Below are 16,370 nucleotides of genomic sequence, written 5' to 3'. Positions count from 1 at the left end.
CTCTCCGTGGGACGGTGGCGGTGGGGTGGCTCCAGTTGCGGCGCAACTGGGCAACTTTTTAGATGCCGGCGGCCATGACTTTCATCCAGCGGGTGCGGAAGGAGGTGTTTTCTTCCATGAGCTGGGCGGCGATGGTGGTGGAGAGCTGGAGGAGGCCGTTGAGGCGGGCGAAGGCGGCGGTGTTTTCCTGGCGGCGGTAGTAGTCGGTGGAGTCGGTGACCTGGGTGCCGAGGGACTGGGCGATTTCGACGAGGGTCTCGGGGGTGAGGGAGTCGAGGGGGAGGGAGAGGGTGCCGCGATCGAGGCTGACGCTGATGGTGGTGCCGGCGGTGTTGCAGGTGATTTTGCCGGTGAGCTGGCCGCCTTCGCGACGGGTGATGGTGCCGGTCCAGCTCTGGGCGGCGAGGTCGGTGGTGAGCTGGCGGATGAAGTCGCGGGCCTGGGTGTAGAGGTAGAGGCGACCGTCGAGGGCGGTGCGGACGTCGGTGGTTTCGAGGCGGGTGCTGGTGAGGAGGTCGATGGCGCGGTTGTAGTCGTAGCCCTGGACGAGGGAGGGGACGAGGGCGTTGACTTCGGCGAGGAGCTCGAGGTCGGCCTGGCGGTGCTTTTTGTCTGCCTCCATCTGGCGCTGCTGCTCCTGGAGGGTGAGGAGGGAGACTTCGCGCTGGAGGCCGGATTCGAGGTCTTTGATCCAGGTGAGGAAGGCACCGCTGGTTTTGAGCTTTTTGCGGGTCTGCTGGACGAGGGCGAGGGAGGCGCGGAGCTCGGCGATGGTGCCTGAGTTTTTGGGCTGGAGGGCGTTGCGGACGAGGGGGAAGTCGGGTTTGTAGCGGTCTACGAGGGTGCTGTAGCGGGAGAGCCAGTCGAGGGTGGCGGTGGGGGTGGTGTCGGGGGATTTGCGGATGTCTGCGAGGTGCTCCTGGAAGTATTCGAGCTCTTTGGCGCCGAGGATGGCGTTGCCGAAGTGCCATTCGGCGAGGCCGTGGAGGAGGTAGCCGAGGATTTCTTCGTTGGTGGTTTTGTAGCCGAGGGAGCCGGGGTTGAGGCCGAGGCTGAAGCCGTCTGCCATGCGCTGCTTGATGGTGGCGAAGAAGGGGGCGAGGCCGTTGAGGTCGGGGGTGGTGTCGAGCTGGGCGAACTGGGCGGCGGCGTCTTTTTTCTTGTCGAGCATGATGCTGCAGAGGGCAGCGTTGAAGCGGGCCCAGTTTTCGGTGGGCTGGATGAGGTCCTTGGATTCGAGGAGCTTGGAGAACTTGTGCTCTGCGTTGGCGAACTGGCGGTCTTCGAGCATGGCCTGGCGTGCTTCGGTGAAGCGCTCGGAGACGGTTTTTTTGTTGGCTTTGTCTGCGGTGAGGGTGACGCCGGTGCCGTCGAGGTCGCGCTCGTCGGCGGTGGCGATCTGGAGGGCGCGTGCCTGGCGGCGCTGGCCGCCTTCGCGGAGGAGCCAGCCGATGCCGTAGGCGAGGATGATGGCGGCGGCGATGGAGCCGATGAGGCGTGCGCGGCGTGAGAGGAGGCGGCGGCGGACGCTGCCGCGGTCGAGGAGGCCTTCGGCGAGGCGCAATTCATCGACGACTTCGGCGTAGTTGGCGAAGCGGTCTTCGGGGCTGGTGGAGAGCATGCCGTTGATGACGTGCTCTGTGCGGGGTGAGAAGCGGAGGCCGGATTCGCCGAGGGTGACGCGCTTGGACTTGATGCGGCGGAGGTCTTCGATGGCGGCGGTGTCGGCTTTGTGGGGGGGGCTGCCGGTGAGGGCGTGGTAGAGGGTGGCACCGAGGGAGAAGATGTCGCTGCGGTAGTCTTCGGTGTTGTCGATGACTTTTTCGGGGGCGACGTAGTAGGGGGTGGCCCAGATCTCGCCGGACTGGTCTCCGCCGCGGTCCATGAAGAGTGCGAGGCCGAAGTCCACGACTTTGGCGGTGCCGGTCTCGGTGAAGAGGATGTTGGCGGGTTTGACGTCGCGGTGGATGAGGGTGAGCTGCTGGGCGGCGCGGAGGCCTTCGGCGACTTCGCGGCCGATGCGCAGGGCTTCGTCTTCCTTGAGGTGGCCTTCGCGGCGGATGCGCTGCTCGAGGGAGCCGCCGCCGACGAGCTCCATGGCGATGTAGAAGTAACCCTGGTCATAGCCGACGGAGTAGAGCTTGATGACGTTGGGGTGGGTGACGTTGGCGGTGATGTGGGCTTCGCGGCGGAACTGCTCGAGGCGGACGGAGTCGCGGGAGTACTGGCGGTTGAGGATTTTGAGGGCGACGCGGCGGCCGAGGGTTTCGTCTTCGGCCTCGAAGACGCGGCTCATGCCGCCTTCACCGATCTGGCGGATGATCATGAACTGATCGAAGCGGCGGCGGACGCGGACCATCTGGCCGCAGAAGGGGCATTTGAGCTTTGTGAAGGGCTCGAGGGAGGTGACATCGATCTGCCGCTGGCACACGGGGCAGGTGCTCAGAAAGGTCTGTTCTGGGGGGGCGAGGATCAAGGGGGAGGTGCTTGGATAGTAGTGGGACGCATTCGATATGCCAGAAATTACAGTTTGCCTTATTAATTCGAAACTTGAGTTTGTGGGGTGGACTGGACCATTACTGAAACACTGGATATAGGGGATCGTTTCGACAAGCACCTGACGAGGCGCTTGCCGGAGATGTCGCGCTCACGGCTGCAGGATCTGATCAAGGAGGGGCATGCGAAGCTGAACGGGAAGGCGGTGAAGGCGGGGGTGGCGCTGAGGTGCGGGGATGTGGTGAGTATCACGATTCCTGAAGTAGCGGAGGTGGAGATCAAGGCCCAGGACATTCCTTTGACGATTTTGTATGAGGACAGTGACATCGTGGTGCTGGACAAGGCATCGGGGCTTGTTGTTCATCCGGCGGAGGGAAATCCTGACGGGACGCTGGTGAATGCGCTGCTGCACCACATCGAGGACCTGAGCGGGATCGGGGGGGAGATGAGGCCGGGGATCGTGCACCGTCTGGACAAGGATACGAGCGGGTGCATGGTGGTGGCGAAGAACGACATCGCGCACCGGAGGCTGACGGAGGCGTTTGCGGAGAGGAGGATCGCGAAGATCTACCTGGCGGTGGTGAACGGGGTGCCGAAGGAGGAGGGGGGGAGGATCCAGAACTACATCGGGAGGCATGCGGTGGACCGGAAGCGGATGAGCATTTTGCTGGATGGGGCGGGGAAGGAGGCGATCACGGAATGGAAGCGGCTGGCGGTGGACCAGGGGTGTGCGCTGATCCAGTGCCGGCTGCTGACGGGGAGGACGCACCAGATCCGGGTGCATATGCGGGAGGCGCTGCAGTGCGCGATTTTGGGGGACCCGATCTATGCGCAGCCGAACAAGCAGAAGGTGCGTGTGCCGCGGCTGATGCTGCATGCGTGGAAGCTTTCGTTTAACCACCCGATCCATGACCAGCCGATGGCGTTTGAGGCGAAGGTGCCGGAGGAGTATGGGCCGTGGATGAAGGGGGTGGGGAAAGTGGAATGACGAATGAGTAAATCCGAATGACGAAATAATGTCGAATGTGGGCGGTGCTGGGTGCGCGTGCTGGGTGCGCGTGCTGCGAGACGCTCGGCGGCTGCTTGAGGACAAGCGGTCCTAACTGGTGCAGGATGCGGCGTGATGTGGGATGGGTTTTTTCCGGACCGGCTGAAGCCGGTACTACAATGCGAAGAAGGTGGAGCTTGAAGGGGTGAAGCCAGCCATGGTTTTTGTTTTGCTTTGGTGGAAGCGTTGCTTTGTTTGGCAGCTGATCTGCCAACTCTTTTCCCCTTTTATTTTATGCTCAAAGTTTATGCCTACTCCGGATGCTCGACGTGCAAGAATGCCATCAAGTGGCTGAAGGGGCATGGAGTGGCGTATGAGGAGCTGGCGATCCGGGAGACACCGCCGACGGTGGCGGAGCTGAAGGTGATGCTGAGCGCTTACGAGGGGGATGTGCGGCGGCTTTTCAATGTGTCGGGTATGGACTACCGAAGCCTGGGGCTGAAGGACAAGCTGCCGGGGATGAGCACGGATGAGGCGCTGGAGATGCTGGCGGGGAATGGGAACCTGGTGAAGCGGCCGTTTGTGGTGGATGAGAAGGGGAAGGTGCGTCTGGTGGGGTTTAAGGAGGCGGAGTGGGAGAAGGCGCTGGGGAAGTGAAAAGGGACAAGTGAAAAGTAAAAAGTGAGGGGGGCTGGCGGTGTGGTCGTGGAGGGATCTGGATGATTCCTTTCCTGCAGGATAGAGAGGACACGAGTCAGTGTGATGCGCAGGACAGGCTGGAAGCCTGTCTCCCATGGACAGCCGGGACGGCTATCCTCCAAGCGGTGGAGATGCGTGCTGGAGGAGTGTCTAAGTGCCTGAATGGGGTGGGTGTTTGCGGAGCGCTGACCGACAGGCAGGAGTGCCTGTCGTACTTTGCGGAAAGTGCTTTTACTTTACGGCGGCGGCTTGTTCTTTGAAGAATCTGGCGATGAGGGGCGGGGCTTCTTCGGGGAACTTGTGGGTGCCGCCGGGGAGGATGAAGGTGATGAGCGGGGTGCCGGCTTTTGAGGGGTAGAGGGTGCAATTGGGCGCCCAGGGCTTGCCTTCGGGCTCGCATTGGTTGATCTCTTTGACCCTGGCGATGGCCTGCTGCTGCCACTCGAATTTGACGAGGGGATCTGCGGTGCCGGCGAGGTGCATGCAGGGCTTGGGCTTGAAGGGGGTGTCTCTGAGGCGGATGGAGGCTGCGGCGGAGGGGGCGACGGCGCAGAGGACATCGGGCCGTGTCTGCCAGAGGAGGTAGGTGAAGCCGCCGCCATTGGAGTGGCCGGTGGAGAAGATGCGTCTAGTGTCGACTTTGTAGTGCTCTTTGAGGTAGGCGAGGGCGGCATCGAAGAGCTTGAGGTCGCGGTCGTCCTGGGCGCCTGCGGCGTGCTGCCAGCCGGGCTTTTTGCCTTCGGGGTCGGTGAGCTGGCCGGGGGTGTTGAGGCCCTGGAGATAGACGGAGATGGCCTCGGGCATGTGCCTGTGCATGGCGAAGGAGCGAGCTGCATTGAGCGCGGTGCCGCCGTGGCCGTGCCAGACGAAGATGACGGGTGCGGGTGTTTCCCTGGCGGTGGTGGGGGTGTAGATGAAGCCGGTGCGGGGGACGCCGCCCAAGGTGATGTCGAGCCTGCTGATGCCCTGGGGGAGCTGGAGCTGTGCGTAGCCGGTGGTGATGGTGGCCAGCAGGATGAGCAGGTGGAAGAGATGGCGGAGCATGGCTGGAGAGGTGGGAGGATTGTGGGCTTCAACGTCAGGGGGGACGTGAAGTTGCGGGGCTTCCTGAAAGGTCGGGTGCGGCAGTGCGATTGGGGTTTGCCAATGGCTTGCGAGCTGGATGGGTTGCGCTAGGATCGCGGAATATGAGTACTGTGAATGATGCTGTGCCGGTGATCACCCAGCCTGGACAGGGGCGTGGGATGGCGGTGTTTGGGGATGAGGTGGAGTTTGTGATCACGGGTGCGCAGTCGGGCGGGCGGTTTACGCAGTGGATCGAGACGACGCATCCGGGGGGCGGGCCGCCGCCGCACTACCACACGCGGGAGGATGAGAATTTTTATGTGATCGAGGGCAGCGCGGAGTTTTTCCAGGACGGGCAATGGACGGCGGTGGTGCCGGGCACGGCGGTCTTTATGCCGAAGGGGACGGTGCATGCCTTCCGCAATGCGGGGCAGACGCCGCTGAAGATGCTGATCACGACGGTGCCGTCGGGCTTTGAAAACTTCTTTGACCGGTGTGCGGTGGAGTTTGCGAAAGAGGGCGGGCCTGACATGGGACGCCTGGTGGAGATCGCCGGGGAGCACGGCATCTTTTTTGTGTAATGGCGAATTTTACCGGGGCTGCGTGCGGTTCGGTTTCTGACGTGCCTCGGCCAGGTAATCTGGAGGCAGCTCCGTGACAGGGATCCAGATCACCGCCCAGCCGTGGAAGAGGCCGGGCTCCCAGATTTCCTTGTAGGCTTTGCCGGACTTGCTGAAGAAGGAGAGCGGCCTGCTGGTGCCAATGAAGCGGTCTGAGGCGATGCCTTTGAAGGTGTGAGGGCGCATGAACTCCTGGGCATTGACCCTGCGGCATGGAGGATGGTCGTTTGTGGCACAACTGACGAGCAAGGAGGCGGCGATCAAAGATGCGACAGTCTGAATCAAGATTTTCATGTGTGGAGGACGGTGCCTGCTCATGATAACAAGATAGCAGCCTGCTCTGTCAATCTCTTGCCAGAGCGCATCTCATGGCTATAACGCCTGCGCATGTTTAAAACCGGCCAGCAAGTTGTGTGCATCGATGATCAATTCGACCCGTGGGTCTTTGATTTGTACAAGTCCCTGCCCAAGAAGGATGAGATCTACACGGTGAGGGCGATCCGCGCAGGGCGGTCGAACCCGCAGTTTGTGGTGAACGATGATGCGGAGATCAAGCTGGCGGGAGCGGAGTTTGACATTCTGCTGCTGCTGAAGGAGCTGAACAATCCGGATGATCCGCACTCGAGCGTGAAGCAGGAGCTGGGGTTTAGGTCGGAGAGGTTTGCGCCGCTGCTGGAGGAGACTGAGGAGGTGGAGGAAGAGGAGCTGGTGGGCGTGGGTGCTGGGGAGAAGGAACCGGAGCCGGCGTGGGCGAGGTAGACCTTGGGAAGGCACGGGTGCGTGCGCGAGGATTGTAAACTGAGAACTGAAAACTAAGAATTGTAAAATGGGCGGTGGGTGGCGTGTGAGTGGAACAGCAGGGTGAAAGGTTGAGGGATCAAGATGATCCCTCTCCTTTGGGGACGCTGGCGCTTGGAAGGGGGATCAATTGCAGTTCCTGCGGGGTGGATGAAAACTTGGCATCGCGGGCGCTGTTTGATAGAGCATTCCTTTCCATGAGCGCTCCCTCCGATCTATCGCCGTCGTCCGCCACCCTCACTGAACGCCAGATCGTCGAGCTGCTCTCCACGGCGAGGCAGCGGATTTTTGCGGAGGTGGGGAAGGTGATCGTGGGGCAGCTGCATGTGATTGATGAGATGCTGATCGCGCTGCTGAGCGGGGGGCATTGTTTGATTACCGGGGCGCCGGGGCTGGCGAAGACGCTGCTGATTAAAACCGTGGCGGATGTTTGTCATTTGAGCTTTCAGCGCATTCAGTTCACGCCGGATTTGATGCCATCTGACATCACGGGGACGGAGATTTTGGAGGACAGCCCGGAGGGGCGGAAGCTGGTGTTCAGCAAGGGGCCGGTGTTTGCGAACATGATCCTGGCGGATGAGATCAACCGCACGCCGCCGAAGACGCAGGCGGCGCTGCTGGAGGCGATGCAGGAGCATCAGGTGACGGTGAACGGGAAGACGATGCCGCTGCCGGAGCCGTTCTTTGTGCTGGCGACGCAGAACCCGATCGAGCAGGAGGGGACGTATCCGCTGCCAGAGGCGCAGCTGGACCGGTTCATGCTGAACATTGTGATCGACTACCTGAGCGAGGATGATGAGGTGGCGGTGGTGACGAAGACGACGGCGGGGAAGGGCGAGCCGGTGCAGCGGCTGTTCAGCGGGGAGGAGATGCTGGCGTTTCAGCAGACGGTAAGGAAGGTGCCGATCGCGGAAGATGTGGCGCGGTATGCGGTGCGGATCTCAGCAGCGTCGAGGCCGGGAAGAGATGGCGTGCCGGATTTTGTGAACCAGTGGGTGAGCTGGGGCGCGGGGACGCGTGCGAGTCAGAACCTGGTGCTGGGGGCGAAGACGCGGGTGCTTTTGCACAACCGGACGCATGTGACGGTGGAGGATATTCGGGCGATGGCGCTGCCGGTGCTGAGGCACCGTATTTTGGTGAATTACAAGGCGGAGGCGGAAGGGGTGACGGTGGAGAAGGTGATACAGAGGCTGCTGGAGCATGTGAAAGCCTAGGGAGAAAAAATGACGAATGAGTAAATCCGAATGACTAAATAAATCTGAATGCCGAATGACGAAGATGAGCGCTGGGGGTGACAAGAATTTCGATGTGGAGGAGCGCACTGCGGTGTTTGGCGAAAACGTGATCGATTTTGCCAAGGCGGTGTCACGCAACGAAGTGACCAAGCCGCTTATCTCGCAGATCGTTCGGTCGGGAACCAGCGTCGGTGCCAATTATGGAGAAGCGGATGATGCCATCTCGAACAAAGACTTCCGAAACAAGATCGCCACCTGCAAAAAGGAGTCGCGGGAAACCAAGCATTGGTGCCGCATGATTGTCCGTGCGGAGCCTGAGATGCGCGAAGCGGCCAAGCCGATCTGGCAGGAGGCCAAGGAGCTGCATCTCATTTTCTCGGCTATTCTGCGGAAAGCGCCTCCTCCCAAGTGACGAGGTTTGCCAGCGTTTCGTCATTATTTCGTCATTCGGATTTACTCATTCGTCATTTTTCAACCCGATGCCTGCTCAGACCACCACGTTTCTCGATCCTGCCGCGCTGATGCGGATCAAGTCGCTTGAGCTGCGGGCGAAGGTGGTGGTGGAGGGGCTTTGGAAGGGGATGCACCGGAGTCCTTATCATGGGTTCTCGGTGGAGTTTTCGGAGTATCGGGCGTATGTGCAGGGGGATGATCCTCGGTATATTGACTGGAAGGTGCTGGCGAGGAGTGACCGGACTTATATCAAGAAGTTTGAGGATGAGACGAACCTGCGGTGTCAGCTGGTGATTGATCACAGCAAGTCGATGGGGTTTGGATCGGCTGGCTATAAGAAGGCGGATTATGCGGCGACGCTGGCGGCGACACTGGCTTCGTTTTTGATGAAGCAGGGGGATGCGGCGGGGCTGACTATGTTTGCGGATGGGATTGAGGAGCATCTGCCGGCGCGAAACCGACCGGGGCATCTGCGGCGGATCATCACGGAGCTGGAGAGGCCGGCGAAGGCGGCGGGGACGTCGCTAGCGGTGTCGGTGGGACAGCTGGCGGAGCTGCTGAGGAAGCGGGGGATGATCTGCCTGATCACGGATCTGCTGGCGCCGGTGGAGCTTCTGGAGAAGCAGCTGGCGCTGCTGAGCGCGATGGGTCACGATTTGGTGCTGTTTCACCTGATGGACCGGGCGGAGATTGATTTCACGTTTGAGAAGTCGACGTATTTCCGGGATGCGGAGACGGGGGCGGAGCGGTTCATTGATCCGCTGCTGGTGCGTGAGAATTATCTGAAGCGGCTGCAGGCGCATCGCGAGGCGGTGCTGCAGGCGACGGAGCGGCACAATGTGGAGTATCACTTCTGCCCGACGGACCAGCCGCTGGAGGAGGTGCTCTTTGATTTTCTTTCTGCGCGGCAGAGGAAGAAGGCTTCCAAGTCTGCAGCGGCACGCATAGCCACCTAGCTCGTCATTCCCATGTCCTGGCTTTTTCCCATCTACCTTGCGGGTGCTGCGGCGATCATTGCGCCGATACTTTTGCATCTGAGACGCAAGCCGCCGCAGGACAGGGTGGAGTTTAGCACACTGATGTTTCTGGATGCGAGCACGCCGGTGCCGGTGAGCAAGAGGCGGCTGGAGAACTGGCTGCTGCTGGCGCTGCGCTGCCTGGCGCTGATCCTGCTGGCGCTGATGTTTGCGCGGCCGTTTTTGCAGGGGGAGAACTCGGTGGCGAAGTCTGCGGATCGGGCGACGCTGGTGCTGCTGGACCGCAGTGCGTCGATGCGGCGGGAGGATCTGTGGAAGCGTGGGGTGGAAGAAGCGGTGCGGCTCTTCAAAGAAGCGAAGATCACGGACCGTGTGGCGCTGGCGGTGTTTGATCGCGAACTGACGGGGGTGTGGAGTTTTGAGGAGGATCGGAACACGCCGGGGAATCGTATGGCTGCGTTGCAAAGCCGGCTGGCTGAGATGTCGCCGGGCTGGAGCGCCACGCAGCTGGACCGCTCATTGATTGCGGCGGTGCCATCGTTTGATGCGAGCACGGCGGGGCTGAAGAAGCGGATTCACCTCATCTCGGATCTGCAGGAAGGGACGCGGCTGGATGCGCTGAGGACGATCGCGTGGCCTGCGGAGCTGAGTGTGGAGGTGCATCGGCTGGAGCCTGCGACTAATGACAACTTTTCTATAGCTCTGGCTGCACGTGATGATGAGAGCGGCGCGGATGCGCTGGTGCGCGTGCGGGTGAGCAACACGCGGGATTCGGCGCTGCGGGATTTCACGCTGGCGTGGCAGGGGGCTCCAGCGGCGGGCGGGATTTCATCGCAGATGCCGCCGGGGGCTTCGCGCATTCTGGTGGCTCCGCCGAATGAGGCGAAGGCGACGACGCTGGTGCTCAGCGGTGACAGGCATGATTTTGACAACCGGCTCTTCATCGCGCCGCCGCAGCCGCGAGCAGTGCGCATTCATTTCCTGGGAGAGGAGAGCACGCGGGATGAGGCGGCGGCTCCACTGTACTACCTGGCGCGTGCGCTGCAGCCCACGGCGACGCTGGCTCCGGCGCTGACGGCAAGCCCGGCGCTGCCGAAGCAGAGTCCCGATCTGCTGGTGGTGTCGGGACCGACGCCGCCTGCTGCGATGCATGCGGGGCTGCGCGACTTTGTGAGCGGGGGCGGGTTTCTGGTAGAGGTCGTCACCTCCGCCGCCGATGCTGCTCTGCTACAAACTCTCACGGGCATACCTGGTATCACGGTCAAGGACGGTGGCGGGGAGGGGGACTACCGGATGCTGGCGGAGGTCAAGACGGAGCACCCGCTGCTCAGGCCGTTTGCGGATCCGAAGCTGCGGGACTTTACGAAGCTGCGCTTCTGGAAGCAGCGCGAGATTGAGGTCAAGGACGCAGGCGGCAAGCTGGAAACGCTGGCGAGTTTTGACAACGGGAAACCCGCGATCCTCAGCGCACGGATTGGGCAGGGGACGCTCATTGTGCTGGCGTCGGGATGGCACCCGGGAGACAGCCAGCTGGCGCTCAGCACGAAGTTTGTACCGCTGCTGTACGGCTGGCTGGCGGCGGCGGGATTCAGTCATGATTCGGCGGGTGCGCTGGTGGTGGGGGATGTGCTGCCGCTGGACAGCGGGGCTGCGCATACGGTCACGGAGCCGGATGGGAAGGTGCATGCGCTCAAGACGGGGGAGACTTTTACGGCGGCGCAGGCGGGGCTGCACCAAGTGCAGGGTGGGACGCATATGCGGTCCGTGGCGGTCAACCTGCCGCCGGACGAAGGGCGGGTGCTGCCGATGCCGCCGCAGAAGCTGGCGGAGTATGGGATCAAGCTGGCTGGCAGCGACGACAAGGCCGGGGCTGGAGAAAGTGCGGAGCAGCGGCTCACGGCCACGGATACTGAGCAGAGGCAGCAGTCGTGGTGGTATATTCTTCTGGTGCTGCTGGCTGTTCTTGTGCTGGAAACTTGGGTTGCGGGGCGAAGCGGCAGCTCAAAGTGGTCCGCACAGTCCCCTGTGCGGGACTCCGCAGCATCCCATGGCTCCGCCTAAACGAATGAGTGTTTTTGAATGCTGTGATGCCCGAACGTTTTCAATTTTTCAATCCGGTCGCGGGTGTCACCGTCACCCGGGGCAACCTGCCTCATTGGGATCAGGCTCAGTCCACCTACTTCATCACCTGGCGTACTGCGGATTCCATTCCGCGTGTGGTCTGGCAACGGTGGAGACAGGAAAGAAACAGTTGGCTGCTAGCGCACGACATCAATCCAGCGTCCAGAGACTGGCGGCTCGATTTTGAAATGCTCGACGAGGCCGCGCGGGATGATTTTCGTCAGTTTGCCCGATCTTTGGAAAGCGAGCTTGATGGTTGCCACGGTGAGTGCGCACTGCGTGATCCTCAAATTGCACGACTGGTGGCCGATGCTTTGCATCATTTTGATGGCAGCCGGTATGTGCTGGGCGATTATGTGGTCATGCCCAATCATGTGCATCTCCTGGTCGGCGGACTCGCGCGGGAAGCCATGCTCAAGCAAGTGGAGTCGTGGAAGAGATGGATGGCCATAGGGATCAATCAGACTCTTGGGCGCAGCGGGCGGTTTTGGCAGGACGAGAGTTTTGATCATCTTGTGCGCAACGAAGCTTCGTTTGAGAAGTTTCGTGCTTACATTGCCCGGAATCCTGTGATGGCCGGGCTCAAAACGGACCATTTTTTATTATGGCAGCGACCAGCAGCTTAGAAACCGAACGGGTGGGACCGTGCAAACTTAGGGGAGTGACGAACTCTTTGGACAGGCATTTGCGGGGCGGCTGGGTGTGGCGGAGCGCCGCACAGGGGACTGTGCGGACCACTTTGCTGGCGCCTGGCTCGCACGATTTCTCGTTCTTATACCGTTAATGACACTATCATGATCGCTCGCACCATTCTTGAAGCCCGGATTGCTGAGGTACGGGAGATCCTGCGCCGGGCGCGGCTGATGAGGCATCTGGCGGTGGTGCTGGTGGCGGGTATTGTGGTGCGGGGGGCGTTGCTGCTGGCGACGCTGAATGGGTTTGAGATTTCCAAGAGGGTGGACCGGTGGTCGATGCTGGGGCTGGTGGTGCTGGGACTGGTCGCGTGGATCAAGGGGCGGCGGAATGTGTGGAGTGATCGGGAGATTGCGCGCCTTATTGAGAAGCGGCATGCGAGTCTGGATGCGCTGCTGCTGACGGCGATCGAGCATGAACCGGGTGCGGATGAGCCGGCGGGTTTTTTGCATGAGAGGCTGATCGACCGCGCGCTGGCGCATGCGGCGACGCAGCCGTGGCAGGTGACGGTGGCGCAGAAGCCGTACATGCGGGCGTTGGTGGGGGCGTGCCTGGCGGTGGTGGTGTTTCTGGTCACGGAGATCGCGCTGAGGGTACAGGAGCACCGCAGCCAGATGGTGGCTGTGCAGAAGAAGACGGAGGAGCCGACGAAGCCGACGGAGTTTAAAGCGATGCTGACGCCGGGAGATACCGAGCTGGAACGCGGCATGCAGCTGATCGTGGAGGCGAGGTTCAACGGGCCGGTGCCTGCGGATGCCACGCTGGTGGTGAGCGAGGCTGACGGCCAGGAGCGTGAGCGGCTGCCAATGCGGCTGACGGTGGACGAGCAGGTGTATGGCGGGATGATTCACAAGGTGGCGCGTGATATGAAATACCACGTGGAGTTCAGCGGGCAGAAGTCGGAGGTGCACACGATCTCGGTGTTTGACTATCCGGCGCTGGTGAGCAGCGATGTGACGGTGACGCCGCCGGAGTACACGAAGCTGCCGGTGAAGGAGACGAAGAACACGAAGAAGGTGACGGCGCTCGAGGGAGCGAAAATCGTGTGGCGGATCAAGGTGAACAAGCCGCTGATCGGGAGCGGCGAGGCGGGTGGCGCGGGGCGCAAGGATGTGAGCCCCTTTGCGCCGCATCTGACGGCGGCGGAGCTTTTTGGCGAGGACAAGACGGTGATCCCGCTGACGGCTTCAGCCGGAGATGCCACGGTGCTGGAAGGCGTGATGATGGCGGAGAAGACGCTGAAGTACCGGCTGCATCTGGTGGATGAGGCGGAGAGGGGGAACAAGAATCCGCCGTGGTTTTCGGTGACGGTGCAGTCGAACCAGCTGGCGAAGATCGAGGTGGTCTTCCCGAAGCGGGATCTGCAGGTGTCGAGCCTGCAGGAACTGCCGGTGGAGGCGAAGGTGTCTGACGACCTGGGGGTGGTGAAGTCGGGGGCGGTGTTCAGCATCAACGGGAGCAGCAAGGAGATCGTGTTCAAGCATGCGGTGACCGAGCCGCTGAAGAAGCAGGATGTGCGGGCTGAGCTGGTGCTGGAGAAGGAGCACGCGGAGCCGAGGCAGCTGGTGAGCTACTACCTATGGGCGGAGGACACCGGGCCGAAGGGCGAGGTGCGGCGCAACATGAGCGACATGTTCTTTGCCGATGTGCGGCATTTTGAGGATATTTTCCGCGAGATGGAGGCGCCGCCCAGCGAGCCGGGGCAGCTGAAGGCGCAGAGCGACGAACTGGTGGACCTGGTGAAGCAGCTGGTGAACGCGACGTGGAAGATCATCCGAGACACGAACGCGGGGCGCGTGATCGAGGCGGCGGTGCCTGACATCAACGTGGTGCATCAGTCCACGGGGATCGCCCTGGAAAAGGTGAAGGAGGGGATGGAGAAGGCGGAGGATTCGCAGGTGAAGCAGTACCTGACGGAGGCGTGGAAGAGCCTGAAGGATGCCGAGGGGCCGCTGCAGCAGGCGGCGGAGGAAAAGAAGCGGTCGCCGCTGAACCAGGCGCTGACCTTTGAGCAGACGGCGCTGGAGTGGCTGCACCGTGCGCAGAGCCGCGAGCACCAGGTGGTGCGGCAGGACAAGCCGCAGAAGGGGGCCGGGCAGCAGGCCAACAAAAACCAGATCATGGACCTGGAGCTGAAGCAGAAGGAGCAGCGCTATGAGGAGGAGAAGCAGGCGACGGAGGAGCAGACCGCGGAGCAGCAGGAAAACCTGCAGGTGCTGAACCGCCTGAAGGAGCTGGCGCGGCGGCAGGAGGCGATAGCGGAGAAGATCAAGGAGCTGCAAAACCAGATGGCGAATGCGAAGACGGAGGAGGAGAAGCAGGAGCTGGAGAACCAGCTGAAGCGCCTGCAGACGGAGCAGGAGCAGCTGCTGAGCGACATCGACGACCTGAAGGAGCGCATGGAGAAGCCGGAAAACGCGCAGAACATGGCGGAGGCGAAGGAGAAGCTGGACCAGGCGCGCGAGAAGGCGATGGAGGCGGCCGAGCAGCTGAAGAATGAAAAGCTGACGGATGCCGCGAACTCGACCACCCGGGCGCAGCGTGAGCTGGAAAAGATGGGGGAGGATTTCCGGCAGAAGACCTCGAAGAAATTTGCGGAGGAGATGAAGCAGATACGCCAGCAGGCGCGTGACGCGGCGGAGAACCAGAAGAAGATCAGCGAGGCGCTGGAGAATCAGAAGGAGGCGGGATCAGACATCGAGCGGAACATGCAGAACGCTGCACAGAGCCGGCAGGTGGCGGGGCAGCAGGAGCAGGTGCAGAAGCTGCTGAACAGCATGAAGCAGCTGAGCGAGCAGGCGGAGCAAAGTGAGCCGCTGCTGCACCGCAACCTCTACGACGCCGTGCGCAAGGCGCAGACGAGTGCGCTGGAGGAAAACCTGCAGGAGGCGCAAAATCAGCTGCGGTATGGCACGCAGGCGGAGGCGAAGGATGCCGAGCGCAAGGCGGCGAATGCGGTGGAGGAGCTGAAAAAGGGCGTGGAGAAGGCGGCTGAGAGCGTGCTGGGCAACGAGAGCGAGGCGCTGCGTGTGGCGAAGAACGAGCTGGATAAGCTGATCAAGGAAGCGCAGGAGCAGGAGGCTGCGGGCAGTGAAGGTGAGAAGGGCGACAAAGGCGCCAAGACTGCGAATGCCGCCGATCCTCAAGGGCAGGGAGAGAAGACTGATCCCAAGGCTGCCGAGGGGCAGAAGGGCCAAGGCCAGGAAGGGCAGGGCCAGCAGACTGCTGAGAAGGGGATGAAAGCTGGTGAAGGTCAGAAGCCTAGAGAAGGACAGCAGGGCAAGGATGGCCAGGGCAAGGATGGCGAGGGGCAGCCCCAGATGACGATCCAGCAGGGCAAGCAGCCGGGCATGGGACAGGAGGGCCAGGAAGGCCCGGGCGCAGGCAAGGATGCGCAGACGGCGGAGAGCGGTCAGAAGCCCGGTCAGGGTGGCAAGCCGGGCGAGAAAGGCCAGGAGGGCCAGCAACCCGGAGCTGAGGGGCAAGGCCAGGGCCAGCAGCAGGCCTCTGCGCAGCAACCGAATGGCGAGCAGCCGGGACAAGGAGCTGGGAAGGAAGGCATGCAGCCTGGACAGGAAGGGCAAGGACAGGGACTGGGCGAGCAATCCGGTCAAACGGCGGACCGCAGCGGCAAGCCGGGTGAGGGGCAGCCGCAGCCGGGAGAGGGGGCGCGATCAGGCCGAGGGCAGGCGCAGCAGGCTGCCAACTCTGACATGGGCATCGGCACCACGGGGGACCGTGATTCGGACAATGACCGCAGGCGGCCGCAGATCGCGGGCGGAGCGGTGCCTGAGGCGCTGTTTTTTGAAGACGGCAAGGAGCAGCCTGACACGGGTGTCTTTACCGGCAACGGCTACGAGCAGTGGAGCGACCGGCTGCGCACGGTGGAGGAGCTGCTGGAGAACTCAGAACTGCGCAATGAAGCGGCGAAGGTGCAGGATCGCGCCCGGGCGCTGCGCATTGAGCTCAAGCGAAGCAACGAGGCGCCGCAGGTGTCGCACCTGAACACACGGATCACGCAGCCGCTGATGGAGCTGCGGGATCGGGTGGTGGAGGAGCTGTCGAAGAAGGATGCGGTCAAGAACCTGGCGCCGGTGGACCGTGATCCGGTGCCGGCGGAGTTCCGGGATCTGGTGAAGCGCTACTACCAGGAGCTGGGAGCCGGAAAGTGAGGAGGCAACCGATTGTTTGATGGAAAGCTGACTCGACGCTAAAGGGTTATTTA

13 protein-coding genes are annotated in these 16,370 nt (G+C 62.1%); 10 read left to right on the top strand and 3 right to left on the bottom strand.

All coding sequences use genetic code 11. The features are described from left to right. Positions 1 to 58 precede the first annotated feature (58 nt). Positions 59 to 2,476, bottom strand: coding sequence for a serine/threonine-protein kinase (locus tag ACZ5WW_RS08190; protein ID WP_377165323.1), 2,418 nt, complete (start codon positions 2,474 to 2,476; stop codon positions 59 to 61). An 87-nt stretch (positions 2,477 to 2,563) separates the two neighbouring features. Here ACZ5WW_RS08190 and ACZ5WW_RS08185 point away from each other — a divergent pair, with 87 nt between their 5' ends. Both ACZ5WW_RS08185 and ACZ5WW_RS08180 read left to right on the top strand, forming a co-directional pair. Then, on the top strand, positions 2,564 to 3,484 hold the full coding sequence (locus ACZ5WW_RS08185) for an RluA family pseudouridine synthase (RefSeq protein ID WP_377165325.1): 921 nt from the start codon (positions 2,564 to 2,566) through the stop codon (positions 3,482 to 3,484). Positions 3,485 to 3,778: 294 nt separating this feature from the next. Further along, positions 3,779 to 4,141 carry an arsenate reductase family protein gene (locus tag ACZ5WW_RS08180; protein ID WP_377165327.1) on the top strand — a complete coding sequence of 121 codons (363 nt, stop codon included), beginning with the start codon at positions 3,779 to 3,781 and terminating at the stop codon, positions 4,139 to 4,141. Positions 4,142 to 4,414: 273 nt separating this feature from the next. Here ACZ5WW_RS08180 and ACZ5WW_RS08175 read toward each other — a convergent pair whose 3' ends face one another. Next, on the bottom strand, positions 4,415 to 5,227 hold the full coding sequence (locus ACZ5WW_RS08175) for a CE1 family esterase (RefSeq protein ID WP_377165329.1): 813 nt from the start codon (positions 5,225 to 5,227) through the stop codon (positions 4,415 to 4,417). Positions 5,228 to 5,370: 143 nt separating this feature from the next. Between ACZ5WW_RS08175 and ACZ5WW_RS08170 the strand changes: the two genes are divergently transcribed. Next, on the top strand, positions 5,371 to 5,829 hold the full coding sequence (locus ACZ5WW_RS08170; RefSeq protein WP_377165331.1) for a cupin domain-containing protein: 459 nt from the start codon (positions 5,371 to 5,373) through the stop codon (positions 5,827 to 5,829). 9 nt (positions 5,830 to 5,838) lie between these two features. Here the strand turns inward: ACZ5WW_RS08170 and ACZ5WW_RS08165 are convergent, their stop codons facing one another. Then, a complete protein-coding gene (locus ACZ5WW_RS08165) occupies positions 5,839 to 6,162 on the bottom strand; it encodes a hypothetical protein (RefSeq protein ID WP_377165333.1) in 324 nt (107 codons plus the stop codon). 93 nt (positions 6,163 to 6,255) lie between these two features. Between ACZ5WW_RS08165 and ACZ5WW_RS08160 the strand changes: the two genes are divergently transcribed. The 7 genes from ACZ5WW_RS08160 (at position 6,256) to ACZ5WW_RS08130 (ending at position 16,317) form a co-directional block, all read left to right on the top strand. Further along, a complete protein-coding gene (locus tag ACZ5WW_RS08160) occupies positions 6,256 to 6,627 on the top strand; it encodes a hypothetical protein (RefSeq protein ID WP_377165335.1) in 372 nt (123 codons plus the stop codon). Positions 6,628 to 6,863: 236 nt separating this feature from the next. Next, positions 6,864 to 7,880: an AAA family ATPase gene (locus ACZ5WW_RS08155; protein WP_377165337.1), complete on the top strand. Its 1,017-nt coding sequence runs from the start codon at positions 6,864 to 6,866 to the stop codon at positions 7,878 to 7,880. Positions 7,881 to 7,944: 64 nt separating this feature from the next. After that, a complete protein-coding gene (locus tag ACZ5WW_RS08150) occupies positions 7,945 to 8,313 on the top strand; it encodes a four helix bundle protein (RefSeq protein ID WP_377165339.1) in 369 nt (122 codons plus the stop codon). A gap of 67 nt (positions 8,314 to 8,380) precedes the next feature. Continuing rightward, complete coding sequence (locus ACZ5WW_RS08145) at positions 8,381 to 9,310, top strand: DUF58 domain-containing protein (protein ID WP_377165341.1); 930 nt, start codon at positions 8,381 to 8,383, stop codon at positions 9,308 to 9,310. Positions 9,311 to 9,322: 12 nt separating this feature from the next. Next, positions 9,323 to 11,392: a BatA domain-containing protein gene (locus ACZ5WW_RS08140; RefSeq protein ID WP_377165343.1), complete on the top strand. Its 2,070-nt coding sequence runs from the start codon at positions 9,323 to 9,325 to the stop codon at positions 11,390 to 11,392. Between the two features lie 26 nt (positions 11,393 to 11,418). Next, a complete protein-coding gene (locus ACZ5WW_RS08135; RefSeq protein ID WP_377165345.1) occupies positions 11,419 to 12,078 on the top strand; it encodes a transposase in 660 nt (219 codons plus the stop codon). Positions 12,079 to 12,246: 168 nt separating this feature from the next. Continuing rightward, complete coding sequence (locus ACZ5WW_RS08130) at positions 12,247 to 16,317, top strand: hypothetical protein (protein WP_377165347.1); 4,071 nt, start codon at positions 12,247 to 12,249, stop codon at positions 16,315 to 16,317. Positions 16,318 to 16,370 lie beyond the last annotated feature (53 nt).

This window comes from Prosthecobacter fluviatilis (genome assembly GCF_055388355.1).
The sequence above is the reverse complement of the archived record's forward strand: the minus strand, read 5'-3'. Positions and strand labels throughout refer to the sequence as shown.